At 68.2% G+C, this 23,040-nt stretch carries 24 protein-coding genes; 13 read left to right on the forward strand and 11 right to left on the reverse strand.

All coding sequences use genetic code 11. From position 1 onward, the window contains the following. Positions 1–3 precede the first annotated feature (3 nt). Complete coding sequence (locus MJ605_RS12250; RefSeq protein ID WP_243041805.1) at positions 4–366, forward strand: BON domain-containing protein; 363 nt, start codon at positions 4–6, stop codon at positions 364–366. Between the two features lie 88 nt (positions 367–454). Here the strand turns inward: MJ605_RS12250 and MJ605_RS12255 are convergent, their stop codons facing one another. Together MJ605_RS12255 and MJ605_RS12260 are read right to left on the reverse strand one after the other, a co-directional pair. Beyond that, entirely contained in the window at positions 455–1,621 is a 1,167-nt protein-coding gene (locus MJ605_RS12255; RefSeq protein WP_243041806.1) for a PilT/PilU family type 4a pilus ATPase, read from the reverse strand. Between the two features lie 112 nt (positions 1,622–1,733). Beyond that, entirely contained in the window at positions 1,734–2,771 is a 1,038-nt protein-coding gene (locus MJ605_RS12260; RefSeq protein ID WP_243041807.1) for a type IV pilus twitching motility protein PilT, read from the reverse strand. Positions 2,772–3,135: 364 nt separating this feature from the next. Between MJ605_RS12260 and proC the strand changes: the two genes are divergently transcribed. From proC to MJ605_RS12275, 3 genes are read left to right on the forward strand one after another with little or no spacing between them, the layout of a single operon-like run. After that, positions 3,136–3,954, forward strand: a complete 819-nt coding sequence (proC, locus tag MJ605_RS12265; protein ID WP_243041808.1) for a pyrroline-5-carboxylate reductase — start codon at positions 3,136–3,138, stop codon at positions 3,952–3,954. Between the two features lie 9 nt (positions 3,955–3,963). Beyond that, on the forward strand, positions 3,964–4,539 hold the full coding sequence (locus MJ605_RS12270) for a YggT family protein (RefSeq protein ID WP_243041809.1): 576 nt from the start codon (positions 3,964–3,966) through the stop codon (positions 4,537–4,539). Between the two features lie 50 nt (positions 4,540–4,589). Further along, positions 4,590–6,653, forward strand: a complete 2,064-nt coding sequence (locus MJ605_RS12275; protein WP_243041810.1) for a M13 family metallopeptidase — start codon at positions 4,590–4,592, stop codon at positions 6,651–6,653. Between the two features lie 32 nt (positions 6,654–6,685). Here MJ605_RS12275 and MJ605_RS12280 read toward each other — a convergent pair whose 3' ends face one another. From MJ605_RS12280 to pdxH, 3 genes are read right to left on the reverse strand one after another with little or no spacing between them, the layout of a single operon-like run. Continuing rightward, positions 6,686–7,495: a cobalamin-binding protein gene (locus tag MJ605_RS12280; protein WP_243041811.1), complete on the reverse strand. Its 810-nt coding sequence runs from the start codon at positions 7,493–7,495 to the stop codon at positions 6,686–6,688. A 4-nt stretch (positions 7,496–7,499) separates the two neighbouring features. After that, positions 7,500–7,937 (reverse strand): secondary thiamine-phosphate synthase enzyme YjbQ, encoded by a 438-nt coding sequence (locus MJ605_RS12285; RefSeq protein WP_243041812.1) that lies wholly within the window; start codon positions 7,935–7,937, stop codon positions 7,500–7,502. A 30-nt stretch (positions 7,938–7,967) separates the two neighbouring features. After that, positions 7,968–8,555 (reverse strand): pyridoxamine 5'-phosphate oxidase, encoded by a 588-nt coding sequence (gene pdxH, locus MJ605_RS12290; RefSeq protein ID WP_243041813.1) that lies wholly within the window; start codon positions 8,553–8,555, stop codon positions 7,968–7,970. 41 nt (positions 8,556–8,596) lie between these two features. Here pdxH and MJ605_RS12295 point away from each other — a divergent pair, with 41 nt between their 5' ends. Continuing rightward, the gene (locus MJ605_RS12295; RefSeq protein WP_243041814.1) at positions 8,597–9,427 is read left to right on the forward strand and encodes a kinase; all 831 of its coding nucleotides are present in this window, start codon (positions 8,597–8,599) and stop codon (positions 9,425–9,427) included. 3 nt (positions 9,428–9,430) lie between these two features. Here the strand turns inward: MJ605_RS12295 and MJ605_RS12300 are convergent, their stop codons facing one another. Together MJ605_RS12300 and MJ605_RS12305 are read right to left on the reverse strand one after the other, a co-directional pair. Beyond that, positions 9,431–9,775, reverse strand: coding sequence for a YbjQ family protein (locus MJ605_RS12300; protein WP_243041815.1), 345 nt, complete (start codon positions 9,773–9,775; stop codon positions 9,431–9,433). Positions 9,776–9,860: 85 nt separating this feature from the next. Next, on the reverse strand, positions 9,861–10,700 hold the full coding sequence (locus tag MJ605_RS12305) for an NAD-dependent epimerase/dehydratase family protein (RefSeq protein WP_243041816.1): 840 nt from the start codon (positions 10,698–10,700) through the stop codon (positions 9,861–9,863). 31 nt (positions 10,701–10,731) lie between these two features. On the opposite strand from MJ605_RS12305, the gene MJ605_RS12310 reads away from it, so the two are divergent. The 5 genes from MJ605_RS12310 to MJ605_RS12330 all read left to right on the forward strand — a co-directional run bounded on the left by MJ605_RS12310 (position 10,732) and on the right by MJ605_RS12330 (position 15,342). Continuing rightward, positions 10,732–11,271, forward strand: a complete 540-nt coding sequence (locus MJ605_RS12310; protein WP_243041817.1) for a shikimate kinase — start codon at positions 10,732–10,734, stop codon at positions 11,269–11,271. After that, positions 11,268–12,368, forward strand: coding sequence for a 3-dehydroquinate synthase (aroB, locus tag MJ605_RS12315; protein ID WP_243041818.1), 1,101 nt, complete (start codon positions 11,268–11,270; stop codon positions 12,366–12,368). The genes MJ605_RS12310 and aroB overlap by 4 nt, the downstream gene beginning before the upstream one ends. A gap of 174 nt (positions 12,369–12,542) precedes the next feature. Beyond that, the gene (locus tag MJ605_RS12320; RefSeq protein WP_243041819.1) at positions 12,543–12,803 is read left to right on the forward strand and encodes a WGR domain-containing protein; all 261 of its coding nucleotides are present in this window, start codon (positions 12,543–12,545) and stop codon (positions 12,801–12,803) included. A gap of 1 nt (position 12,804) precedes the next feature. Further along, on the forward strand, positions 12,805–13,878 hold the full coding sequence (gene hemE, locus MJ605_RS12325; RefSeq protein ID WP_243041820.1) for a uroporphyrinogen decarboxylase: 1,074 nt from the start codon (positions 12,805–12,807) through the stop codon (positions 13,876–13,878). 189 nt (positions 13,879–14,067) lie between these two features. Further along, positions 14,068–15,342, forward strand: coding sequence for a threonine/serine exporter family protein (locus tag MJ605_RS12330; protein ID WP_243041821.1), 1,275 nt, complete (start codon positions 14,068–14,070; stop codon positions 15,340–15,342). A 79-nt stretch (positions 15,343–15,421) separates the two neighbouring features. On the opposite strand, the gene MJ605_RS12335 is transcribed toward MJ605_RS12330, so the two are convergent. From MJ605_RS12335 to MJ605_RS12345, 3 genes are all read right to left on the reverse strand, one after another. Beyond that, positions 15,422–15,748, reverse strand: a complete 327-nt coding sequence (locus tag MJ605_RS12335; protein ID WP_243041822.1) for an H-NS histone family protein — start codon at positions 15,746–15,748, stop codon at positions 15,422–15,424. 281 nt (positions 15,749–16,029) lie between these two features. Continuing rightward, positions 16,030–17,727, reverse strand: a complete 1,698-nt coding sequence (locus MJ605_RS12340; protein WP_243041823.1) for a proline--tRNA ligase — start codon at positions 17,725–17,727, stop codon at positions 16,030–16,032. A 90-nt stretch (positions 17,728–17,817) separates the two neighbouring features. Continuing rightward, positions 17,818–18,249, reverse strand: coding sequence for a DUF4124 domain-containing protein (locus MJ605_RS12345; protein WP_243041824.1), 432 nt, complete (start codon positions 18,247–18,249; stop codon positions 17,818–17,820). A 108-nt stretch (positions 18,250–18,357) separates the two neighbouring features. On the opposite strand from MJ605_RS12345, the gene pssA reads away from it, so the two are divergent. Genes pssA through rimI form a run of 3 tightly spaced genes read left to right on the forward strand, consistent with a single transcriptional unit; the run spans position 18,358 to position 20,084 of the window. Continuing rightward, positions 18,358–19,134 carry a CDP-diacylglycerol--serine O-phosphatidyltransferase gene (gene pssA / locus MJ605_RS12350; RefSeq protein WP_243041825.1) on the forward strand — a complete coding sequence of 259 codons (777 nt, stop codon included), beginning with the start codon at positions 18,358–18,360 and terminating at the stop codon, positions 19,132–19,134. Between the two features lies 1 nt (position 19,135). Further along, positions 19,136–19,606 (forward strand): hypothetical protein, encoded by a 471-nt coding sequence (locus MJ605_RS12355; protein ID WP_243041826.1) that lies wholly within the window; start codon positions 19,136–19,138, stop codon positions 19,604–19,606. Between the two features lie 4 nt (positions 19,607–19,610). After that, a complete protein-coding gene (rimI, locus tag MJ605_RS12360) occupies positions 19,611–20,084 on the forward strand; it encodes a ribosomal protein S18-alanine N-acetyltransferase (protein WP_243041827.1) in 474 nt (157 codons plus the stop codon). 68 nt (positions 20,085–20,152) lie between these two features. Here the strand turns inward: rimI and MJ605_RS12365 are convergent, their stop codons facing one another. Further along, positions 20,153–22,960 (reverse strand): valine--tRNA ligase, encoded by a 2,808-nt coding sequence (locus tag MJ605_RS12365; protein WP_243041828.1) that lies wholly within the window; start codon positions 22,958–22,960, stop codon positions 20,153–20,155. Positions 22,961–23,040: the final 80 nt, after the last annotated feature.

Here is a 23,040-nt window from a genome sequence, read left to right on the forward strand (position 1 = left end):
CCCATGCTCACCCACAACCTGTTCCGCAAGACGTTGATCGTCACTGGCTTGGTGGCCGCCTTCTCGGTCGTACCGCTCGCGCAGGTTGCCGCTCAGGATGCCGCGCAGAAGCAGTCGGACAACCAGACCGTACCCGACAAGACCGCCGATGCGTGGATCACCACCAAGGTGAAATCCGAGCTGACCACCACCAAGGGCATCAAGAGCACGGACATTTCCGTATCCACCATGGACGGCGTAGTCAGCCTGACGGGCACGGCCACCAGCGCCGCGGAGAAGACCCGGGCCGTGCAGGTCGCCAAGAAAGTGAAAGGCGTGAAGAGCGTCGATGCCAGCGGCCTTACCGTCAGCGATGCCGCCCAGTAAGCACCCTCACGCCGCATCGGGCGTCCGCTGAAAACGAGGAAGGCGCCCCATCGGGCGCCTTCTTCACGCTGGCGGGCGGGGCAAGGCTTCAGCGACGCAGCAGGCCGCCGTTGAAGTTCTGCGTGTCGCGGGCTTCCTCCAGCTCCACGCCATCCAGGCCCTGCGAGAGAGTATGCGCGTCGCCGCCCTGGGCCAGCTTGATGCGCAGGCGCACCTCATTGGAGCTGTCGGCATGGCGCAGCGCGTCCTCGTAGGAGATCTCGCCGGCATGGTAGAGCTCGACCAGGCTCTGGTCGAAGGTTTTCATGCCGAGGTTGGTGGACTCCTTCATCACTTCCTTGAGCTTGTGGATCTCGCCCTGGCGGATGTAGTCCTGCACCAGCGGCGTGCCCAGCAGTACTTCCACCGCCACGCGCCGCGCCTTGCCATCCGGGGTGGGGATGAGCTGCTGCGCCACGATGCCGCGCAGGTTGAGCGACAGGTCCATGAACAGCTGCTGGCGGCGATCCTCCGGGAAGAAGTGCAGGATGCGGTCCATCGCCTGGTTGGCGTTGTTGGCGTGCAGCGTGCACAGGCACAGGTGGCCCGTCTCGGAGAAGTTGATGGCGTGTTCCATCGTCTCGCGCGTACGCACCTCGCCGATCATGATGACGTCGGGCGCCTGGCGCAGCGTGTTCTTCAGCGCGTTGTCCCAGCTGTCGGTGTCGATGCCCAATTCGCGCTGCGTGATGATGCAGCCCTCGTGCTTGTGCACGTATTCGATCGGGTCCTCGATGGTGATGATGTGGCCGGTGGAATTGGCATTGCGGTAGCCGATCATCGAGGCCAGCGAGGTGGACTTGCCGGTGCCGGTGCCGCCCACGAAGATGATGATGCCGCGCTTGGTCATCGCCAGCTGCTTGATCACCGGCGGCAGGCTCAGTTCCTCGATGGTGGGAATCTTCGACTCGATGCGGCGCAACACCATGCCCACGCAGTTGCGCTGGTAGAAGCAGGACACGCGGAAGCGGCCCACGCCCTGCGCGGAGATCGCGAACTGGCACTCATGGGTCTTTTCGAACTCCTCGCGCTGCGAGGGCGTCATCACGTTGAGCACCATGTCGCGCGACTGCTGCGCGGACAGCGGGCTCTGCGTGATCGGCACGATGCGGCCCTGTACCTTCATCGACGGCGGCACGCCGGCCGTGATGAACAGGTCCGATGCCTTCTTGTGCACCATCAGCTTGAGGAACGAGGTGAAGTCGAAGTCGCTCATAAGTCCCTCCGGGACGGGGAATGGTGAATAGTAAATAGTGAATAGGAAGAGCGTAAAAGGGACGACTGGGCCATGTCTCCAGGCTTTTTCCTATTCCCTACTCCCTATTCCCTCACTTGAAGATGTCCTTGTTGCGTGCATAGCCGGCGGCCTGCTGGCGTGTCACCAGGCCGCGCTTGACCAGGTCCTGCAGGTTCTGGTCGAGCGTCTGCATGCCGTACTGCTGGCCGGTCTGGATCGACGAGTACATCTGCGCCACCTTGTCCTCGCGGATCAGGTTGCGGATCGCCGGGATGCCCACCATGATCTCGTGCGCCGCGATACGGCCGCCGCCCACCTTCTTCAGCAGCGACTGCGAGATCACCGCGCGCAGCGATTCGGACAGCATCGAGCGCACCATCGGCTTTTCGCCGGCGGGGAACACGTCGATGATGCGGTCGATGGTCTTGGCCGCCGAACTGGTGTGCAGGGTGCCGAACACCAGGTGGCCGGTCTCCGCGGCGGTGAGCGCCAGGCGGATGGTCTCCAGGTCGCGCAACTCGCCCACCAGCACGTAGTCCGGGTCTTCGCGCAGCGCCGAGCGCAGCGCCTCGTTGAAGCCATGGGTGTCGCGGTGCACCTCGCGCTGGTTGACCAGGCACTTCTGCGAGGTGTGCACGAATTCGATCGGGTCCTCGATGGTGAGGATGTGGCCGTATTCGTTCTTGTTGATGTGGTCGACCATCGCCGCCAGCGTGGTGGACTTGCCCGAGCCGGTCGGACCGGTGACCAGGATCAGGCCCTGCGGCTGCTCGATCAGCTCGCGGAACACCGGCGGCGCGCCCAGGTCCTCCAGCGTCAGCACCTCGGAGGGAATGGTACGGAACACCGCGCCCGCGCCGCGGTTCTGGTTGAACGCATTGACGCGAAAGCGCGCCAGGCCGGGAATCTCGAAGGAGAAGTCGACCTCGAGGAATTCCTCGTAGTCGCGGCGCTGCTTGTCCGACATGATGTCGTAGATCAGCGAATGGACCTGCTTGTGCTCCAGCGCCGGGATGTTGATGCGGCGCACGTCGCCATCCACGCGGATCATGGGCGGCAGGCCGGCGGAAAGGTGCAAGTCCGAGGCCTTGTTCTTCACCGAGAAGGCAAGCAGTTCGGCGATATCCATCTTGGCGTTCCCCTCAACCCGGTCATCTGGACGGCATGCTGCGGCTCGCCGCACGGAGAGGTATACCCAAGGGACGCGGCATCGTGGCGCAGGCGCGCCAACGCCCTCGAAGACGGTGCAACCCGGTTCCCCATGCAGCGGGCCGATACTACTCGCGGCCAGGGCCGGGGAGCCAGTCTTTCCTAAGTCCTATCTGCGCAAACTGCGGACCAGGTTGGCTTAAAGGCCGCCATGCGATGAGCAAGGTCCGCACAGGCGTCCGAACGGTCCCCTTTCCACTGGCCCCGGTCCACCCAACGCCTGCCACGGGACGGACCAACCCCGGGTCCGGTAAGGTAGTGGCCGCCCAGCTTCAGGAGTACGCATGACCCGTATCGCATTCATCGGTGGCGGCAACATGGCACGCAGCCTGATCGGCGGCTTGCTCAAGACCGGCATCGCCACCTCGTCCATCCGCGTGGCCGAGCCGCGCGCCGAGGCGCGCCAGGCGCTGGGCCGCGACTTCGGCGTGGCCTGCTATGCGGAGAACCGCCTCGCCGCGGCCGATGCCGAGGTGCTGGTGCTGGCGGTGAAGCCGCAGATCATGCCGTCCATCCATGCCGAACTGCAGGATGACCTGGCGCGCCAGCGCCCGCTGCTGATCTCGATCGCCGCCGGCGTGCGCGTCGACCAGCTCGAGCGCTGGTTCGGCCATACGCTGCCCATCGTGCGCTGCATGCCCAATACGCCGGCCCTGATCGGCGCGGGCGCCACCGGCCTGTTCGCCAACCGCCGGGTCAGCCCGGAGCAGCGCGCGCAGGCGCAGCACATCCTCGATGCGGTGGGGCTGACGCGCTGGATCGAGGACGAATCGCTGATGGATACCGTCACCGCCATCTCCGGTTCCAGCCCAGCCTATTTCTTCGCGCTGGTCGAGGCGCTGGAGGACGCCGCCTTCGCCCAGGGCATGTCGCGGGAAACCGCACGTGCACTGGCGGCGCAGGCCTGCCTGGGAGCGGGGCGCATGCTGACCGAAAGCGGCGAAGAACCTGGCGTACTGCGCCAGCGCGTCACCTCGCCCAACGGCACCACGCAAGCCGCCCTGGAAAGCTTCGCCGCCGATCGTTTCCACGAGGCCGTCGCCCGCGCCGTGGCCGCCGCCACCCGCCGCGGCGGCGAACTGGCCGCCGCCCTGGACGACTAGGGAGACTCCATGAGCTATCTCGTCAACGCCCTTTCCTTCCTGCTCGAACTGGCTTTCGGCGCTGCGGCCGCGCTGTTCGTGCTGCGCCTGGCGGCCGAGGCCAGCCGCGCGGATTTCCACAATCCGCTGAGTCAGTTCATCTACCGCACCACCAACCCGGTGCTGGCGCCGGTCCGGCGTGTGCTGCCCAACTGGCGGCGCATCAACGTGGCCGCCCTGCTGCTGGTGTGGCTGCTGATGCTGGTCAAGCGCGTGGTGCTGTTCTCGCTGCTCGGCGTGTTCCCGCACGTGCTGGGCCTGGTGGTGCTGGCGGTGGCCGACACGCTGGACTTCATCGCCATGTTCTACGTGGTGCTGATCTTCGTGTGGTCGCTGATGAGCCTGTTCCAGGTCGAGTCCTACCATCCGGTCTATCGCCTCGCCGGCAGCCTGGTCGATCCGCTGATGCGCCCGCTGCGCGGCCGGCTGGTCGCCGGCGGCCTGGATTTCGCCCCCTGGGCGGTGATGATCGCGCTGATCCTGGCACGCCTGCTGCTGGTATCGCCGCTGACCGATCTCGGCGCCCGGCTGGCGCTGGGTCTCTGAGAGCCCGTTCACGATCTCCCACTCCCGTCTCCCAAGGAACCTCCTGCCGCATGAAAGCGACATCCCTTTCGCTGCGCCATCGCCTGCTCACCCTCGGTGTCGCCGCTGCCCTCACCGGCGTATCCCATGCCGCGGCGCCTGGACCCGCCGCGCACCCGGACGTGGTCGCCTCCCACGTGGATACCACGGTGAATCCTGGCGACGACTTCTTCGACTACGCCAACGGCGCCTGGCTGAAGAGCCACCCCATTCCCGCCGAGGAATCGCAGTGGGGCATCGGCCAGGTGGTGCAGGACGAGCTGTACGCCAAGCTGCGCAAGATCAGCGAGGACGCGGCCGCGCAGAAGAACGCGGCGCCAGGCAGCGACGAGCAGAAGGTCGGCGATTTCTGGACCACCGCGATGGACCAATCCCTCGCCGACCGCCTCGGCATCGCGCCGCTGCAGGCGGAACTGGCGCGCATCGACGCCGTGCGCGACGTGGGCTCGGCGCTGGACGAGGCCTTCGCGCTGCAGCCGCTGGGCGTGGACGCCTTCTTCGGCTTCGCTATCGCCCAGGACGAGAAGGACAGCGACGCGATGGCCGTGCACCTGGGCCAGGGCGGCCTGGGCCTGCCGGAGCGCGACTACTACTTCAACACCGAGGCGGGCGTGGCCAAGGCCCGCGCCGCCTACGTGGAGCACTTGCAACACCTGTTCCGCCAGCTCGGCGCCGACCCGGCCGCCGCGCGCGCCAGCGCCAATCAGGTGATGGCCTTCGAGACGGCCCTGGCCAAGGTCTCGCGTCCGCTGGAGGACCTGCGCGACCCGCAGAAGAACTACAACAAGATGGCGCCGGCCGAGCTGACCGCCAAATACACGCCCGCCATCGCTTGGCAGTCCCGCCTCGCCGCGTGGAAACTGGCGCCATCGAGCGTGATCGTGGGCCAGCCGGAGTTCTTCGGCGGCCTGCAGGACCTGCTGGCCAAAACTCCGGCGAGCGTGCTGCGCGACTACCTGCGCGCCCACCTGATGGACGCCTACGCCAGCTACCTGGGCACGGACTTCGACAACGAGCACTTCGACTTCTACGGCCGCGTGCTGTCCGGCCAAGCCGAGCAGAAGCCCCGCTGGAAGCGCGTACTGCGCGCCGAGAACGAAGCCCTGGGCATGATCCTGGGCCGCATCTACGTGAAGGACTATTTCTCCGAGGCCAGCAAGCAGCGCTACAACACCATGGTCGAGGCCGTGCGCACCGCCTACGGCGAGCGCATCGACCGCCTGGACTGGATGAGCCCGGCCACCAAGACCAAGGCGCACGAGAAGCTTGCCGCGATCACCAAGAAGGTGGGCTATCCCGACAAGTGGAAGGACTACTCGGCCCTCGCCATCGGCCGCGAGTCCTACGCGCAGAACATGATGAACGCCGCGCGTTGGAACTTCGCCGACATGCTGTCCAAGTACGGCAAGCCGGTGGACCGCAACGAGTGGGAGATGACCCCGCAGACCTACAACGCCTACTACAACCCGTCCAACAACGAGATCGTGCTGCCCGCCGCGCAGTTCATGATCCCCGGCTATGCCGACGGCGAGATCGACGACGCGGTGGTGTACGGCTATGTGGCGGCCTCGACCATCGGCCACGAGATCACCCACGGCTTCGACGACGAGGGCCGCCAGTACGACGCCAAGGGCAACCTCGCGGACTGGTGGACGGCGCAGGACGCCAAGCGCTTCCAGCAGCGCGCCGAGGTGATGGTCAAGCAGTTCAACGCCTACGAGCCGCTGCCCGGCCTGCACATCAACGGCCAGGCCAGCCTGGGCGAGAACATCGCCGATTTCGGCGGCATCGTGATCGGCCTGGACGCCTTCAAGCAGACCGAGCAATACAAGAAGGGCGAAAAGGTGGCCGGCTACACGCCCTTGCAGCGCTTCTTCCTCGGCTACGCGCTGGGCTGGCTGTCGCAGGAACGCGAGGCGCGCCTGCGCAACGCCCTGCTGGCCGACGTGCACGCACCGGCCAAGTGGCGCGTCAACGGGCCACTGTCGAACGTGCCGGAGTTCTACGAGGCGTTCGGGGTGAAGCCGGGACAGCCGATGTGGCGGCCGGAGAAGGAGCGGGTGAGGATCTGGTAGGAGTGGGGGCGGAGGGGAAGAGGGCACCGCCCTCACCTCCTCCCCTGCCACGCCGCGAAGATTCCATGCATCGCCTCCAGCCCCTCGGTCAGCGCCGCTGGCCCCGGCTGCAGGATGATCGGCGACTTGATCTCGTAAAGATCGCCTGCGCGCACCGCCGGGATCGGCTCCCAGCCTTCGCGCGCCGCCACTTTTTCCGGACGGAAGCGCTTGCCGCACCAGGAACCGAGGATGATGTCCGGCGCCGCGCGCACCACCTCGCCGGGATCGGCCAGGATGCGGTGCCTGGCCAGCGATTCGCCGGCCATCGCGGGGAATACGTCGTCGCCACCGGCGATGCGGATCAGTTCCGCCACCCAGCGGATGCCGGTGATCAGCGGCTCGTCCCATTCCTCGAAGTACACGCGCGGCCGCCGCGCGAAGCGGGCCGAGGCGGCCTCGACCTGGGCGATGCGCTGCTCCAGCGAGCGGGCATAGGCTTCGGCCTTGCCGGCCGCGCCCACCATCGCGCCCAGGCGCCGGATATAGGCCAGGATGCCGTCCACGCTGCGGTGGTTGCTGATCCACACCTCTATCCCGGCCTTGATAAGCTCGCGCGCGATGTCGGCCTGGATATCGGAAAAGCCGACCACGAAATCCGGTTCCAACCGCAGTATCTCGTCGATCTTCGCACTGGTGAACGCCGACACCTTGGGCTTTTCCTTGCGCGCCCGCGGCGGGCGCACGGTGAAGCCGGAGATGCCGACGATGCGGTCCTGCTCGCCCAATGCGTACAAGACCTCGGTCGGTTCCTCGGTGAGGCAGACGATGCGTTGCGGGTAGCGGTCGTGTTGCGCGGTCACGCGGTCAATGTCCCAGCACGGTCACCGTGAGCTTGCGCTGGTGCGGATCGCGCCGGTGTTCCCACAGGTAGATGCCCTGCCAGGTGCCGAGCTGCACGCGTCCGGCATGCACCGGCACCACCAGGCTGACCCCGGTGAGGATGGCGCGCACGTGGGAAGGCATGTCGTCCGGGCCTTCCTCGTCGTGGCGGAAGATCGCGTCGCCATCGGGCACGGCCCGGGCGAACCAGCGCTCCAGGTCATCTCGCACGGTGGGGTCGGCATTCTCGCTGATCAGCAGAGAGCAACTGGTGTGCAGGCTGAAGATGTTGGCCATGCCGGTATGTACGCCGCTGGCCGCGACCACCTCGCCCACCTTGTCGGTGATCTCGGTAAAGCCGCGGCCGCGCGTGTGCACGGTGAAGCCGTTCTGGGCGACGTGGTCGGCGGGCGCTGCGCGCATGCTTGATGCCTCCGAACGGCTGGCAGAACCTCAAGGATAAAGCAGTCGGCTGGTCCAGGTCTGGCCGTGGCGGCTCCAGCGCACGCGCTCGTGCAGGCGGAATGCCGCTCCGTACCAGAACTCCACCATGTCCGGCTCGACCACATAGCCGCCCCAATGCGGCGGGCGCGGCACCTCACGGCCCGCGAACTCGTGCTCATAGCGGGCCAGCCGCTGCTCGAAGGTCTCGCGGTCGGGCAGGGTCTGGGACTGCAGCGAGGCCCAGGCGCCGAGCTGGCTCTCGCGCGGACGCGAGGCGAAATAGGCATCCGAGTCCTCGGGCAGGACCTTGCGCGCCACACCTTCCACGCGCACCTGCACGCCGTCGCGCAGCTGTTTCCAATGGAAGCACAGGGCCACCTGCGGATGGGCTTCCAGCTGGCTGCCCTTGTCGCTTTCGTAGTTGGTGTAGAAGCGGAAGCCGCGCTCATCGGCGCCCTTGAGCAGCACGATGCGCGAACTGACGCGGCCGGCCGCGTCGGCCGTGGCCAAACTCATGGCCGTGGCGTCGGGGTCGCCCCCTGCTCCGGCCTCATCCAATAGTTGCAGGAAGGTGTCAAGGATCTCTGGTTTCAGCATGGGGTCTTGAATCGTGGCCGCCGCGCGCCATCATGGCCGGCATGTCTCCAGATGCTAGCACGCAGAATTCGACCCTGGCCGGACACCTGCTCGACCAGTACGCCGGCCGCATCGCCCGCTCCCGCCGCCCCTACCTGCTGGGACTGTCGGGCCTGCAGGGCAGCGGCAAGAGCACGCTCGCCCGGGAAATGAAGGCCCAGGCCGAGGCGCGCGGCTGGCCCACCGAGGTGCTCTCACTGGATGACTTCTATTACTCGCGCAGCGAGCGCGACGTGCTGGCCCACCAGGTGCATCCGTTGCTGCGCACCCGCGGCGTGCCCGGCACGCACGAGATCGAGCTGCTGATGTCGGTACTGGCGGCCCTGCCCCAGGCGTCGGACAAGCTGCCGGTGAGCTATCCGCGCTTCGACAAGGGCCGCGATACCCGCATGCCGCCTTCCAAGTGGCCGCGCGTGATCCGCCCGCCCCGGCTGGTGATTTTGGAAGGCTGGGCGCTGGGCGTGCGGCCGCAGACGCTGGCCGCCCTGGAAGAGCCTGTCAACGCGCTGGAACGCGGGGAAGACGCCGACGGCACCTGGCGCCATTGGGTCAACAAGCAGCTGCGCGGCTACCAGCCGCTATGGCGCAAGCTGGACGCGCTGATCGTGCTGCAGGCGCCCAACTGGGAAGTGGTGCGCCGCTGGCGCAGCGAGCAGGAAGTAGAGCTGCTGGCCCGCCATGCGCCGCTGGCCATGGACGCGGTGACGATGGCGCGCTTCCTGGCCCATTTCGAGCGGTTGAGCCGGCATGCGCTGGCCACCCTGCCCGAGCTGGCCGACACCGTGGTCGAGTACGACGACGATCGCCACGTCGTCGCGCTCAACCATAGCTGAGGATCAGGCCAGCGGCTCCACCTGCACCGCCGTGCCATAGGCCAGCACTTCGGTCACGCCCTCGGCCACGTCGTTGGCGTCGTAGCGCATCGCCACCACGGCGTTGGCGCCGCGCTCGGCCGCATGACGCAGCATCAGCTCGAAGGCTTCCTCGCGGGCGTTCTCGCACAACTCGGTGTAGATCGAGATATTGCCGCCCACCAGCGTCTGCAGCGCCGCGCCGAGATTGCCGATGACGCTGCGCGAACGCACGGTGATGCCGCGCACGATGCCCATCGGGCGGACGATGCGGTAGCCCGGCAGTTCATTGCCGGTGCTGACCATATGAAGCGAAACCTGGGCGGACATGGGTGTTCCTCCGGAAATAGCCACGTGCTGGATCGTCATCCCGGCGCCGCCCGGGAGCCAGTGCCTTTGTACACGGCCGTGCCGTTCACGCCATGCCGCGGATCAGCGCCGCATAGCCCGCCCGCGCATCGGGCCATCGCGGTACGAAGCCGCTGGCCCGCAGCCGCGCATTGCCCAGGCGCTTGCTGCCCACGCCCGGCGGCGGCGCGCCCTCGCCCGGTGGCGGCACGCCAAGCAGGCCGGCGAGGCAGTCGTACAACTCATGCAGCGGCAGCGGTGTGTCATCCACCCCCAGGTACAACGATGCCGGCGCTTCCAGCGACAGCAGATGCGCGATGGCCGCGGCGGCGTCATCGACATGGATGCGGTTGGCCCAGTGCGGCACGGCGCGCGGTGCCCGGGCAGCGCCTGCGCGCAGGCGATCGAGCAGTTGGAGACGCCCGGGCCCGTACAGGCCCGCCAGGCGCAACACGGTCGAGGGCAGCGGCTGCGCCGCCAGCCAACGCTCGGCCTCCCACAGCACCTTGCCATTGAAACCGGGAGGATCGGGCGGCGTGTCCTCGTCCACCCAGGCACCGCCGTGTTCGCCGTAGACCGCGCTGGAAGAAACGAACAGCACGCGCCGCAGCGACTCGTGGTCGAGCGCTCGCAACAGGTGGCGCAGCCCGTCAAGGAACACCGCGCGGTAGGCCGCCTCGTCGCGTCCGGCCGGTGCCGGCAGGTAGACCAGTTGCGCTGCATCGGCGGGCAGGCCGCGCAGGCTTTCCGGCACGGCGAGGTCGCCACTGATCCAGCGGATGCCGTCGCCGCCATCGCCGGGCGGATGCCGGCGCAGTGCCCACACCTCGTCGCCGCGCGCCAGCAGGCGCTGCGCCACGCGCCGGCCAAGGTCGCCGCAGCCGGCGAGCAGCACGCGCCGGCTCATGCCCGGCACCGCCGTTTGCTAGCATTCACCCATGAATCCATCGTGCAACCTGTTCATCGTCGGTCCCACCGGCGCCGGCAAGACGTCCATCGGACGCCGGCTGGCCGAGCATTATGGGCTGGACTTCGTCGATCTGGACCAGGAGATCGAACGGGTGTGCGGCGTGCCGGTGGGCACGGTGTTCGAGGTCGAGGGCGAAGCCGGCTTCCGCCAGCGCGAAAGCCAGTTGCTGGAGGCATGCAGCCGGCGCCAGGGTGTGGTGATGGCCACCGGCGCCGGCGCGGTGCTCGACCCGGCCAACCGCCGCATCCTGGGCGAACGCGGCTATGTGCTATGGCTGCAGGCCACGGTGGAACAGCAGCTCGAACGCCTGGCCAGCGATCGCCAGCGCCCGCTGCTGGCCGGCGGCGACCGCCGCGGGCGCCTGGAAGCCATGGCGCAGGCGCGTACGCCGCTGTACCAGGAGATCGCCGACCTGGCGGTTCCCGGCATCCACGAACACGTCCACGCTGCCAGCGCGCGCAGCATTTCCCTGATCGACCAGCATTGGCAGCGCCAGCACGCCGCATGACGACCCCGACCTTCCCCGCCCGCACCATCGACGTCGCCCTGGGCCAGCGCAGCTACCCGGTATGGATCGGCCCGGGCCTGCTCGCCGACACCGCGCGCTGGCGCGCCGCGCTGCGCGGCCGCCATGCACTGGTCATCAGCAACACCACGGTGGCGCCACTGTACCTGGATCGCGTGGCCGAGGGGCTGGCGGGCCTGCGCTGGTCCTCGTTCCTGCTCGAGGACGGCGAGGCGCACAAGACCTTCGCCAATGTCGGCCGTGCGCTGGATGCGCTGGCCCAACTGGGCGCCACGCGCGATGCCTGCGTGGTGGCGCTGGGCGGTGGCGTGGTCGGCGACCTGGCCGGCTTCAGCGCGGCCTGCTGGATGCGCGGCATCGACTTCATCCAGATGCCTACCACCCTGCTGTCGATGGTCGATTCCTCGGTGGGCGGCAAGACCGGCGTAAACCTGCCAGCGGGCAAGAACCTGGTTGGCGCCTTCCACCAGCCGCGTGCGGTGGTGGCCGATACCGACACGCTGGCCAGCCTGCCCGAGCGCGAATACCGTGCCGGCCTGGCCGAGGTGGTGAAGGGCGCGGCGATCGGCGACGCCACCTTCTTCGATTGGCTGGAACAGCATGCCGATGCCCTGAAGGCGCGCGAGACCGGGCCGCTGACCGAGGCCATCGCGCGCAAGGTGGCGTACAAGGCCGGCGTGGTGGTGCGCGACGAGACCGAACAGGGCGAGCGCGCCCTGCTCAACCTCGGCCACACCTTCGGTCACGCGCTGGAGACGGCCGGCCAGTATCGCGTGCTGCTGCACGGCGAGGGCGTGGCCATCGGCATGCTGCTGGCCGCGCAATTGTCGGAACGGCTGGGCATGAGCGAAGCGGCCGACACCGCGCGCCTGCAACGCCTGCTCGCCGCGCTGGGCCTGCCCACCGCGATTCCCGCCGGCATGGCGCCGGAGCCGTTGCTGGCGCTGATGCGCCTGGACAAGAAGAACCTCGCCGGCGCGCTGCGGCTGATCCTGTGGCGCGGCATCGGGCGCGCGGAGATCGTCGGCGGCGTGGGCGAGGCGGATGTGATGGCGGTGCTGGAAGCCGCCACCCGCTAGCCGGCATCCTCCTGTGGGAGCGCACCCTGTGCGCGACAGCGCGAAGTCGCGCACAGGGTGCGCTCCCACAGGCATTCCGCCGCCGCGTGGCGCATCGTCACACTCGCCCCTTCGGGCGAAGCCTTCTAGAATGCGGCTTCTGCGGTCCCTTGCCCGCTCTTCGAACCGGAATCCATGCGCCTTTACCTGCAAGCCATGCCCGCCACCGCCGAGGCGCCGCGCTACGTCCAGATCGCGCTGGAGCAGGACCTGCTGGGCGGCTGGACGCTGTATCGCGAGTCCGGCGTGCAGGGCGGCAAGGCCACGCTCAAGCGCGAGCAGTTCCTGGAGCGCGACGACGCCATGGCCGCGTTCGAGAAGGCGCGCGACGCCCAGCTCAAGCGCGGCTTCCGCGTGATGTTCAGCCAGGGCCTGGATGGCCCGTACGGATCCTGAGATGACCCCAGCCCTGAAGAACGACCGCTTCCTGCGCGCGCTGCGCCGGGAGGCCACCGACACCACGCCCGTGTGGGTGATGCGCCAGGCCGGCCGCTACCTGCCCGAATACCGCGCCACCCGCGCGCGCGCCGGCAGCTTCATGGCGCTGGCGCAGAGCCCGGAACTGGCCTGCGAGGTGACCCTGCAGCCGCTGGAACGCTTCGGGCTGGATGCGGCCATCCTGTTCTCCGACATCCTCACCGTGCCCGACGCGATGGGCCTGGGCCTGAGCTTCGCCCAGGGCGAAGGCCCGCAGTTCGCCCGGCCGGTGCGCACCCGGGCCGACATCGAGCGGCTTGGCGTGCCCGACATGGAAGGCGAGCTGCGCTACGTGATGGATGCGGTGCGCCTGATCCGCCGCGAACTCGCCGGCCGCGTGCCGCTGATCGGCTTCTCCGGCAGCCCGTGGACGCTGGCCTGCTACATGGTGGAAGGCCAGGGCTCGCGCGACTTCGCCCGCCTCAAGGCGATGTGCTGGAACGCGCCGGCCCTCGCCCATCGCCTGCTGGACACCCTCGCCCACGCCGTGGCGGCCTACCTGGCCGCCCAGGCCGCCGCCGGCGCCCAGGCGCTGATGGTGTTCGACACCTGGGGCGGCCTGCTCGGCCCTGCGCCCTTCCGCGAGTTCTCGCTGCGCACCATGGCCCAGGTGGTCGAGATGTTGAAAGCCGATCCGGCCAGCCGCGAGCTACCGGTCATCCTGTTCTCCAAGGGCGCCGGCCAGCACCTGTCCGCCCTGGCCGACACCGGCTGCGCCGCCCTGGGCGTGGACTGGACCCTGGACCTGGCCGACGCCCGCGCCGCCGTCGGCGGCCGCGTCGCCCTGCAAGGCAACCTCGACCCCGCCGTGCTGCTGGCCGGCCCCGAGGTGATCCGCCGCGAAGTCCGCCGCGTGCTGGACAGCCACGGCAACCATCCCGGTCACGTGTTCAACCTGGGGCATGGCATTACTCCCGAGGTGGACCCGGAACATGTGAAGGTGTTGGTGGATGAAGTCCACGCGTATGGGAAGGCGATGCGCAACGGCGCGTAACGTGCTGCTCTTGGCTCGTCATGCCGGCGTGGGCCGGGATGACGAGCGAACAACCGCATGCCTCGCGCGCGGCGCCAACGAAAGGCCATCCCTGACAATAGCCATCCAAATCAGTTCTACTAGCGCCATGCCCATGGCCCTCCCCGCTTCCATCGCTGCCGGCCCAGCCTCCTTGCGCGGGCTCACGCCATGAGCCATCCCATGATCCTCATGCCGGCGGTCGCCGCGCCGCTCAATACGCGCATCGCCTTCCTGCTCGAACTGGCGCGCCGGCTCCACCAGTACGGCACCGCGGCGCCGCGCCTGGAAGGCGCGATCGCCGGGGCGGCACAACGGCTGGGGTTGCAGGCCGACGTGTGGTCCAGCCCGACGGCGATCATCGTCTCGTTCACCGACCGGGCCCAGGGCGAGGAGGAAGTGGCGCAGGTCACGCAGGTGATGCGGCTGGCGCCGGGCGACGTGAACCTGGCGCGGCTGTGCGAGGCCGACGCGATCGCCGACAAGGTGATCGCGGGCCACATCGAGCTGCGCGAGGGATTCCGCCTGCTGCGCGAGCTGGGGCGGCCGGATACGCGCCGGGCGCAGGCGGGCGTGATCGCCAGCTATGGGCTGGCGGCGGCGAGCGTGGTGGCGCTGCTGCTGCACAGCTCGTGGGCGGACCTGGTCACGGCGGCGCTGATCGGGCTGATCATCGGCAGCATCACCGTGCTCTCGGCCACGCGGCCGCGGCTGGCGGTGGCCAGCGAGGCGATCAGCGCGCTGGTGGCCACCATCATCGCCATCGTGGTCAGCCAGTTCGTGGTGCCGCTGGCGATCAAGTCGGTAATCCTGGCCGGACTGATCGTGCTGATGCCCGGCATGGCGCTCACCACCGCCGTGCGCGAGATTTCCAGCCAGCACCTGGTGGCGGGCGTGGCGCGCATGGGCGGCGCCATCGCCACCCTTATCAAGCTCACCTTCGGCACGGTGGCGGCCACCCAACTGTGCAACGCCTTCGGCATCGAGGGGCGCGACTACGCGCTGCCGCCGCTGCCCACCTGGACGGACTACCCGGCCCTGCTGGTGGGCGCATTGGCGTTCGCCGTGTCCTTCCGCGCGGCGCGGCGCGACTGGCTGGTGGTGATGGCGGCGGTGGTGCTCGGCTACCTCGCCACGCGCTGGGGCGGCGCGCTGGCGGGCAAGATCCCGGCGGCGCCGTTCGGCGTGTTCCTGGGTGGCCTGGTGCTGGGCAGCCTGGCCAACCTGTATGCCCGTTTCGTGCACCGCCCGGGGGCGATCATCCGCGAGCCGGGGATTATCCTGCTGGTGCCCGGCAGCGTGGGTTTTCGCAGCGTGGCCTATCTACTGGAACGCGATACCACGCTGGGCATGGATACCGGCATGTTGCTGGTCACGCTGTTGATCGCGCTGGTGGCAGGCCTGCTGTTCGGCGACCTGCTGATCGCGCCGCGCCGTTCGCTCTGACACCGATTATCCCCCATGGAAAACGCCGGCCCGGGGCCGGCGTTTTCCATGCATCTCGGGAATCAGGGAAAAGAGGCGATCAGATCGCCAGGTCCTTTTCCTTCTTGCCAGCCTTCAGCGCATCATTGAACCAGCGCGGACGCTTGCCGCGACCGGACCAGGTCTGCTCGGGATCGGCCGGGTTGCGGTATTTCGGCGCCACCGTGCCACCGCTGCGACGGACCTTGCCACCGCGGCCATGGCCAAAGATGTCCTCGAACGTATAACCCTCGGCCTTGATAAGCGCATGGATTTTCTCGCGCAGCTTGGACACCTTTTCCTTGCGCAATTCCTGCTGGCGCAGCTGGGCCTTGCTGATAAGCTCGTTGAGCTGGTTGTGGTTGAGGCTCTTGATGTCGACTGCCATAGGTAACTCCCGGGGTGAGTATTGGCGAATGGGCGGCATTGCGACTTTAGGCAATGCATCAGTTAAGTTTCGCGATTCTCCCTTATCAATGCGGATAATGCAAAATATAATGAAATATCCGCCGCTCACCTGGCACCGAATCGTCGCCATGTAGGCATTTTCCTACTAATGGACGGATATTTTTCCATTGGAAAAAATCGATTAACCGGCCAGCCAGCGCCCGGCTCGAAAATGAAAACGGCCGCTCGCGCGGCCGTTTTCCGTGGATTATTACGCCGCGTTCAATCGAGCAGCGTGAACAGTTCGTCGCGGGTGATGGCGCGGGCTTCCGCCTCATGGCGGGCGCGGTATTCCAGGGTGCCGGCGGCGAGGCCGCGCTCGCTGACCACCACGCGGTGCGGGATACCGATCAGTTCCATGTCGGCGAACATGGCGCCAGGGCGCAGGCCGCGGTCGTCCAGCACGGTCTCGATGCCGCGCCGGGACAGTTCGGCATACAGCGATTCGGCGGCCTGGGCGACCTCGGGCGAGTGCTTGGGGTTGATTACGCACACCGCCACGCGCCACGGCGCCATCGGCTCGGGCCAGATGATGCCGGCCTCGTCGTGGCGCTGCTCGATGGCGGCCGCCACGATGCGGCTGATGCCGACGCCATAGCAGCCCATCAGCATCACCTTCGCCTTGCCGTTCTCGTCGAGCACAGTGGCATCGAGCGCCTCGGCGTACTTGCTGCCGAGCTGGAACACGTGGCCCACCTCGATGCCGCGCGCCAGCTGCAGGGTACCTTTGCCGTCCGGCGAGGCATCGCCGGCGACCACCTTGCGGATGTCCTCCACGCGGGTGATGCGGGCGTCGCGCTCCCAGTTGGCGCCGGTGTAATGGGTGCCGTCCTGGTTGCCGCCACAGACGAAGTCGGCCAGCACGGCGGCGTCGCGGTCCACGATGACCGGGATTTCCGCCGGCAGGCCCGCCGGGCCGATGAAACCGGGGCGGGTGCCGGTGACGGCGAGGATCTCCTCCTCGCCGGCCAGCACGGATTCGCCCGGCAGCTCGGCCAGCTTGCCGGCCTTCACCTCGTTGACCTCGTGGTCGCCGCGCACGCACAGCGCGACCAGGCCCTTGCCGCCGCGCACCAGGATGGTCTTCACGCACTGCGTGGGCGACACCTGCAGGAAGGCTGCCACGTCCTCGATGGTCTTCTGGGTGGGCGTGTCCACCCGCTTGAGTTCGGCGGCCGGCGCGGGGCGCGCGGCCGTGGGTGCCAGCGCCTCGGCCTTCTCGATATTGGCCGCGTAGTCCGAACCGTCGGAGAACACCAGGGCGTCCTCGCCGGAATCGGCCAGCACCTGAAACTCGTGGCTGGCGTTGCCGCCGATGGCGCCGGTGTCGGCCTGCACGGCGCGGAACGTCAGTCCCAACCGGGTGAAGATGCGCGAATAGGCCTGGTACATCGCGTCATAGGTCTGGGCCAGCGACTCCTGGGTGAGATGGAAGGAGTAGGCGTCCTTCATCAGGAATTCGCGCGCGCGCATCACGCCGAAGCGCGGGCGGATCTCGTCGCGGAACTTGGTCTGGATCTGGTAGAAGTTGACCGGCAACTGCTTGTAGCTCTTCAGCTCATTGCGCGCGAAGTCGGTGACCACCTCCTCGGCGGTGGGCGCGTAGCAGAATTCCTGCTCCTTGCGGTCCTTGATCTTCAGCAGCTGGCCGCCGAACTTTTCCCAGCGGCCGGTTTCTTCCCACAGCTCGCGCGGCTGGATGGTGGGCATCAGGATCTCGACGGCGCCCGCGCGGTTCATTTCCTCGCGGACCACGGCCTCCACCTTGCGCAGCACGCGCAGGCCCAGCGGCGACCAGGTATACAGGCCGGCGGCGAGCTTGCGGATCATGCCGGCGCGCAGCATCAGCCGGTGGCTGGCGATTTCGGCGTCGGCGGGAACTTCCTTGACGGTGGCCAGATGGAATTGGCTGAGGCGCATGCGGTCGGGTCCGGCGGGTGAAAGAGGCCGATTATAGCGATCCGCGGCGCCCGCCCGCAGATGCCGCGGGCGGTGGCAGGACGGGCCGGCTCAGTTGCCGGCGCAGAACTGCTGGTACTGGGCCTGGGCGCTGGTCTGCTGCTGCTGGCGCTGGTTGGCGTCCATCACCTTCTGCTGGCCGTCCTGCTCCATCACCACCGGGCCACTGCCCTTGAGCACGTCCAGGTTGTTCTTGAGCGTGCTGCACAGCTTGGCGCGGTTCTCCGGGGTATCGGCCACCGGCGCCGCGGGCTGCGACGGCTTGGGCGCCGCGGCGGCGCCCTCGGTATTAGCGGTGGACGTGGCGGGAGCCGCCAGCGGCTCGACCGTGCCGGTGGTGGTCACCTTGTTGTACTTGGTGCCCTGCGGCGGCGGCGTGTCGGCGTAGTGCACGGTACCGTTCGCATCGGTCCACTTGTAGGCCTGCGCGGCGACCAGGGGCGCGGCGAGCAGCAGCGTGGTAGCGATCAGCAGGCGGCGCATGGGTGTTCTCCAGGACGTGGGACAGGGTCCGCATTTGTTAACACCCCCCACGGCCGGACTCAAGCAGGGGATGGTTTACACTGCGCGCATTACGTCACGGATTGCTTCATGACCGAGAGTACGCCCGTCCGCCCGCCGCGCCACCGGGGCATTTACCTGTTGCCGAACCTGTTCACCACCGGCGCGATGTTCGCCGGGTTCTACGCGATCGTGACCAGCATCGGCGGCGACTACAGCTCGGCGGCCATTGCCGTGTTCGTGGCCGCGCTGCTGGATGGCATGGACGGGCGCGTGGCGCGCCTCACCGGCACGCAGAGCGAATTCGGCGTGCAGTACGACTCGCTGTCGGACCTGGTCAGCTTCGGCCTGGCCCCGTCGCTGGTGATGTACACCTGGTCGCTGTCCACCCTGAAGGACTTCGGCCCCACCTGGGGCAAGATCGGCTGGGCCGCGGCCTTCATCTACGCCGCCTGCGCGGCGCTGCGCCTGGCCCGCTTCAACACCCAGGTCGGCGTGATCGACAAGCGCTATTTCCAGGGCCTGGCCAGCCCCGCGGCGGCGGCGGTGTGCATGTCCTTCGTGTGGAGCATGGACAAGTTCGACATCCTCGGCGAGGACGTGTGCTTCGTCACCCTGGTGATGGCCGTGGTGGTGGGCCTGCTGATGGTCAGCCGCTTCCGCTACTACAGCTTCAAGTCGCTGCCGATGGGCGGCGAGGGGCGCGTGCCGTTCCTGTGGGTGATCGTGGGCGTGCTGGTGCTGGTACCGTTCTTCATCGACCCGCCGCGCGTGCTGTTCGTGGTGTTCACGCTGTACCTGCTGTCGGGGCCGGCGATGACCCTGTGGGGGCGCGCCTCGCGCCGCCGCCGCCGCGGGGTGGCCTGACATGGCCAGCGCCGCGCCGGCCCATCGCGCGCGCGTGCTGCGCGCCCTGGGCATCATGCCCTGGGTACGCCGCGCGGCATCCGCACCGGTGGCCGAGCCGGCGCCGGAAACGGCCGCTGTGGCCACCGGCGGCGGCGAATGCGTGGTGGTGCTGCCCGCGGGCTGCTCGACGCGCGAGCTGGACCTGATCGGCCGCGCCCTGCTCACCGGCGGGCCGGCCATGGCCCGCGCGCCGCGCATCGAGGTGCGCGATGGCCGGTTGCCGGCGGCGCCCGAGGCGCGGGCCTACCTGGTGTTCGGCGAGGCCCAGGCGCATGCCCTGGGGCGCGAACTGCCGGCGGCCAGGCTGGGCCAGGCGCATATCGTGCTGGCCGACGAGCCGGCGGACGTGCTGGCCACGGGGGCCGGCAAGCGCCGCTTATGGAGCGCGCTGCGCAACCTGCGCCGCGCCCTGGGATCCTTGAGGGAGTAACCGCATGGTTGCCGTTGCCCGCCCCCACGCCGACATCCGTGCCATGCGCCGCGACGACCTGCCGATCGTCGCGGCCATGGAAGCGGCTTCGTACGAATTCCCGTGGACGCAGGGCATCTTCAGCGATTGCCTGAAGGCGGGGCATCCCTGCTGGGTGATGTGGGTGGATGGGGTGATCGCCGGCTATGGCGTGCTCTCGGTGGCCGCCGGCGAGGCGCACGTGCTCAACGTCTGCGTGGGTCCGGACCACCGCGGCCTGGGCCTGGGTCGGCTGCTGCTGCGCCGCCTGCTCGACATCGCGCGCTGGAACGGCGCGGGCCGCGTGTTCCTGGAAGTGCGGCCGTCCAACCCGGTGGCGCAGAACCTCTACCGCTCGATGGGCTTCGAGGAGATCGGGCGCCGTCCGAAGTACTACCCGGCCCGTGAGGGACGCGAGGACGCCATCGTGATGGCGAAGGACCTGGTCGAGGCGCCGTAGCCGCGCCATCCCGCGCCGCTTCGCCCGGTCGCGCACTGGGTGCGCTCCTACAGGGAGAGCGGCGGCGCCTAGCCCAGCTTCTGCGCCTGCTCGCGCAGCGCGGTGAGCTGGGTGGTCCAGTCGGCGATGCGCTGGCGTTCCTGTGCGACGACTTCCGCCGGCGCATTGGCCACGAAGCTGGCATTGCCAAGCTTGCCCTCGCACTTCCTGATCTCGCCCTCGATGCGGGCGATTTCCTTGCCCAGGCGCGCCTTCTCCGCGCCCAGGTCGATCAGGCCGGCGAGCGGGATCAGCACGCGCATCGAGCCCACCACGGCGGCGGCGGCAGCCGGCTCATCCTTGCCCGGCTCGATCCACTGCGGCGCGTCCACGCGGGCGAGAAAGGCGATCTGCGCGGCGAACTTGGCGACACGGGCACGGTCGGTGGCGTCGCCGTCGGCCAGCAGCAGCGGGATGGTCTTGCCCGGTGCGATGTTCATCTCCGCGCGGATGCGGCGGATGCCGCTCAGCACGGCCTTGAACCACTCGATCTCGGCGGTCGCCGCGTCGTCGGCGACGATCTCGCCGGCCTTCGGCCACGGGCGTTCCAGCAGGAACTTCGCGTCGAGGCCGAGCCTGGGCGCCACCGAGTGCCAGATTTCCTCGGTGATGAACGGCACGATGGGATGCAGCGCGCGCAGGACCGTCTCCAGCACCACCAGCAGGGTGTGGCGGGTGGAGGCGGCGGCCACCGCATCGTTGCCATTGAGCGCGGGCTTGGACAGCTCCAGGAACCAGTCGCAGAACTCGTTCCAGGTGAACTCGTAAAGCTCCTGCGCCAGCAGGTCGAAGCGGTAGCTGGCGAAGTGCTGCTCGACATCGGTGAGCGTCTGCTTCAGCCGCGTGAGGATCCAGCGTTCGGCCTCCGTCACCGGACCGTTGGCCGGCCCGGCCAATTCGCCTTCCGGCAAGTTCATCAGCACGAAGCGCGCAGCGTTCCACAGCTTGTTGCAGAACGCCTTGTAGCCTTCGGCACGCTTGATGTCGAAGTTGATGGTGCGGCTGTAGCTGGCCAGCGCGGCGAAGGTGAAGCGCAGCGCATCGGTGCCGATGGCGGGGATGCCGTTCGGATAATCCTTGCGGATGCGCTTCTCGACCTTCTCGCGCACCTGGGGGATCAGCAGCGACCGGGTGGACTTGGCCACCAGCGGCTCCAGCTCGATGCCGTCGATCAGGTCCAGCGGGTCCAGCGTGTTGCCCTTGGACTTGGACATCTTCTGGCCTTCCGCATCGCGCACGATGGCGTTGATGTAGACGTGGCGGAACGGCACGCGGCCGGTGAAGTACTTGGTCGCCATCACCATGCGGGCGACCCAGAAGAAGATGATGTCGAAGCCCGTCACCAGCACCGCGCTGGGCAGGAACACCTGGTCGGTTTGCCAGTTCGCCACGACGTTGCCGCGCTCGTCCTGCACCGGGCCATCCATCGGCCAGCCCAGGGTGGAGAACGGCCACAAGGCGGAGCTGAACCAGGTGTCGAGCACGTCCTCGTCCTGGCGCAGCGCGCCGACCGGCGCGACGGTGGCGTGCGCACGCGCGTCGGCCTCGTCCTCGCCCACGAAGATGTTGCCGGCCTCGTCGTACCACGCCGGGATGCGATGGCCCCACCACAGCTGGCGGCTGATGCACCAGTCCTGGATGTTGTCCAGCCACTGCGTGTAGGTGGTGCTCCAGTTCTCCGGCACGAAGGTGATCTCGCCGCCGCGCACCGCGTCCAGCGCCGGCTCGGTGATTTCCCTGCGGCCCTTCTCGCTGGTCAGGTCGAGGAACCACTGGTCGGTGAGCATCGGCTCGATCACCGCGTCCGAGCGCTGGCTCACCGGCACCTGCAGCTTGTGAGGCTTGGTTTCGACCAGCAGGCCTTCGGCTTCCAGATCGGCCAGCACGGCCTTGCGCGCCTCGTAGCGATCCAGGCCGCGGTACTTCTCCGGCGCGTTCTCGTTGACCTTGGCATCCAGCGTGAAGATGTTGATCGGCGCCAGGCCGTGGCGCTGGCCGATGGCATAGTCGTTGAAGTCGTGCGCCGGGGTGATCTTCACGAAGCCGGTGCCGAACTCGCGGTCCACGTAGTCGTCGGCGATCACCGGGATCTCGCGGCCTGTCAGCGGCAGGCGCAGCTTCTGGCCGATCAGGCGCGCGTGGCGCTCGTCTTCCGGATGCACGGCCACGGCGACGTCGCCCAGCATGGTTTCCGGACGCGTGGTGGCGACCACGACGCTGTCCTTGCCGTCGACGGTGTAGTAGCGGATCGACCACAGGTGGCCATCGCGCTCGACGTTGTTCACTTCCAGGTCCGACACCGCGGTGCCCAGCGCCGGGTCCCAGTTCACCAGGCGGTTGCCGCGATAGATCAGGCCCGCGCGGAACCACTCCACGAACACCTTGCGCACGGCCTCCGACAGGCCCGGGTCCATGGTGAAGCGCTCGCGCGACCAGTCGGCGGCCACGCCCAGGCGGCGCATCTGGTGGGTGATGGTGGAGCCCGATTCCTGCTTCCACTGCCACACGCGCTCGATGAAGGCTTCGCGGCCCAGGTCATGGCGCGTCTTGTCCTCCACCGCCAGCTGGTTCTCCACGATCTTCTGGGTGGCGATGCCGGCGTGGTCGGTGCCCACCTGCCACAGCGTGTTCATGCCGCGCATGCGCTGGTAGCGGATCAGCATGTCCATCACGGTCTGCTGGAAGGCATGGCCCATGTGCAGGGTGCCGGTGACGTTCGGCGGCGGCAGCAGGATGCAGTACGGCTCGCCCTGGCCGGACGGCTTGAAATCGCCGCTGGCCTCCCAGGCGGCATACCACTTCGATTCGATCTGGCCGGGCTCGAAACTCTTGTCCATCGGGGGCTCTGCTAGGTACGCGGTGGGCGTACGGGTGGTTTTCGGGGTGGGTCTGGGATTGTAAGGGGTGGGGGTGGGGG

Source organism: Dyella sedimenti (assembly GCF_022760995.1).
In the GTDB taxonomy this organism is placed as follows: Bacteria; Pseudomonadota; Gammaproteobacteria; order Xanthomonadales; family Rhodanobacteraceae; genus Dyella; species Dyella sedimenti.

Coding starts and splice junctions, on each gene's coding strand:
- MJ605_RS12250 (WP_243041805.1), top strand. CDS start 4: ATGCTCACCCACAACCTGTTCCGCAAGACGTTGATCGTCACTGGCTTG.
- MJ605_RS12255 (WP_243041806.1), bottom strand. CDS start 1,621: ATGAGCGACTTCGACTTCACCTCGTTCCTCAAGCTGATGGTGCACAAG.
- MJ605_RS12260 (WP_243041807.1), bottom strand. CDS start 2,771: ATGGATATCGCCGAACTGCTTGCCTTCTCGGTGAAGAACAAGGCCTCG.
- proC (WP_243041808.1), top strand. CDS start 3,136: ATGACCCGTATCGCATTCATCGGTGGCGGCAACATGGCACGCAGCCTG.
- MJ605_RS12270 (WP_243041809.1), top strand. CDS start 3,964: ATGAGCTATCTCGTCAACGCCCTTTCCTTCCTGCTCGAACTGGCTTTC.
- MJ605_RS12275 (WP_243041810.1), top strand. CDS start 4,590: ATGAAAGCGACATCCCTTTCGCTGCGCCATCGCCTGCTCACCCTCGGT.
- MJ605_RS12285 (WP_243041812.1), bottom strand. CDS start 7,937: ATGCGCGCAGCGCCCGCCGACCACGTCGCCCAGAACGGCTTCACCGTG.
- pdxH (WP_243041813.1), bottom strand. CDS start 8,555: ATGCTGAAACCAGAGATCCTTGACACCTTCCTGCAACTATTGGATGAG.
- MJ605_RS12295 (WP_243041814.1), top strand. CDS start 8,597: ATGTCTCCAGATGCTAGCACGCAGAATTCGACCCTGGCCGGACACCTG.
- MJ605_RS12300 (WP_243041815.1), bottom strand. CDS start 9,775: ATGTCCGCCCAGGTTTCGCTTCATATGGTCAGCACCGGCAATGAACTG.
- MJ605_RS12305 (WP_243041816.1), bottom strand. CDS start 10,700: ATGAGCCGGCGCGTGCTGCTCGCCGGCTGCGGCGACCTTGGCCGGCGC.
- MJ605_RS12310 (WP_243041817.1), top strand. CDS start 10,732: ATGAATCCATCGTGCAACCTGTTCATCGTCGGTCCCACCGGCGCCGGC.
- aroB (WP_243041818.1), top strand. CDS start 11,268: ATGACGACCCCGACCTTCCCCGCCCGCACCATCGACGTCGCCCTGGGC.
- MJ605_RS12320 (WP_243041819.1), top strand. CDS start 12,543: ATGCGCCTTTACCTGCAAGCCATGCCCGCCACCGCCGAGGCGCCGCGC.
- hemE (WP_243041820.1), top strand. CDS start 12,805: ATGACCCCAGCCCTGAAGAACGACCGCTTCCTGCGCGCGCTGCGCCGG.
- MJ605_RS12330 (WP_243041821.1), top strand. CDS start 14,068: ATGAGCCATCCCATGATCCTCATGCCGGCGGTCGCCGCGCCGCTCAAT.
- MJ605_RS12335 (WP_243041822.1), bottom strand. CDS start 15,748: ATGGCAGTCGACATCAAGAGCCTCAACCACAACCAGCTCAACGAGCTT.
- MJ605_RS12340 (WP_243041823.1), bottom strand. CDS start 17,727: ATGCGCCTCAGCCAATTCCATCTGGCCACCGTCAAGGAAGTTCCCGCC.
- MJ605_RS12345 (WP_243041824.1), bottom strand. CDS start 18,249: ATGCGCCGCCTGCTGATCGCTACCACGCTGCTGCTCGCCGCGCCCCTG.
- pssA (WP_243041825.1), top strand. CDS start 18,358: ATGACCGAGAGTACGCCCGTCCGCCCGCCGCGCCACCGGGGCATTTAC.
- MJ605_RS12355 (WP_243041826.1), top strand. CDS start 19,136: ATGGCCAGCGCCGCGCCGGCCCATCGCGCGCGCGTGCTGCGCGCCCTG.
- rimI (WP_243041827.1), top strand. CDS start 19,611: ATGGTTGCCGTTGCCCGCCCCCACGCCGACATCCGTGCCATGCGCCGC.
- MJ605_RS12365 (WP_243041828.1), bottom strand. CDS start 22,960: ATGGACAAGAGTTTCGAGCCCGGCCAGATCGAATCGAAGTGGTATGCC.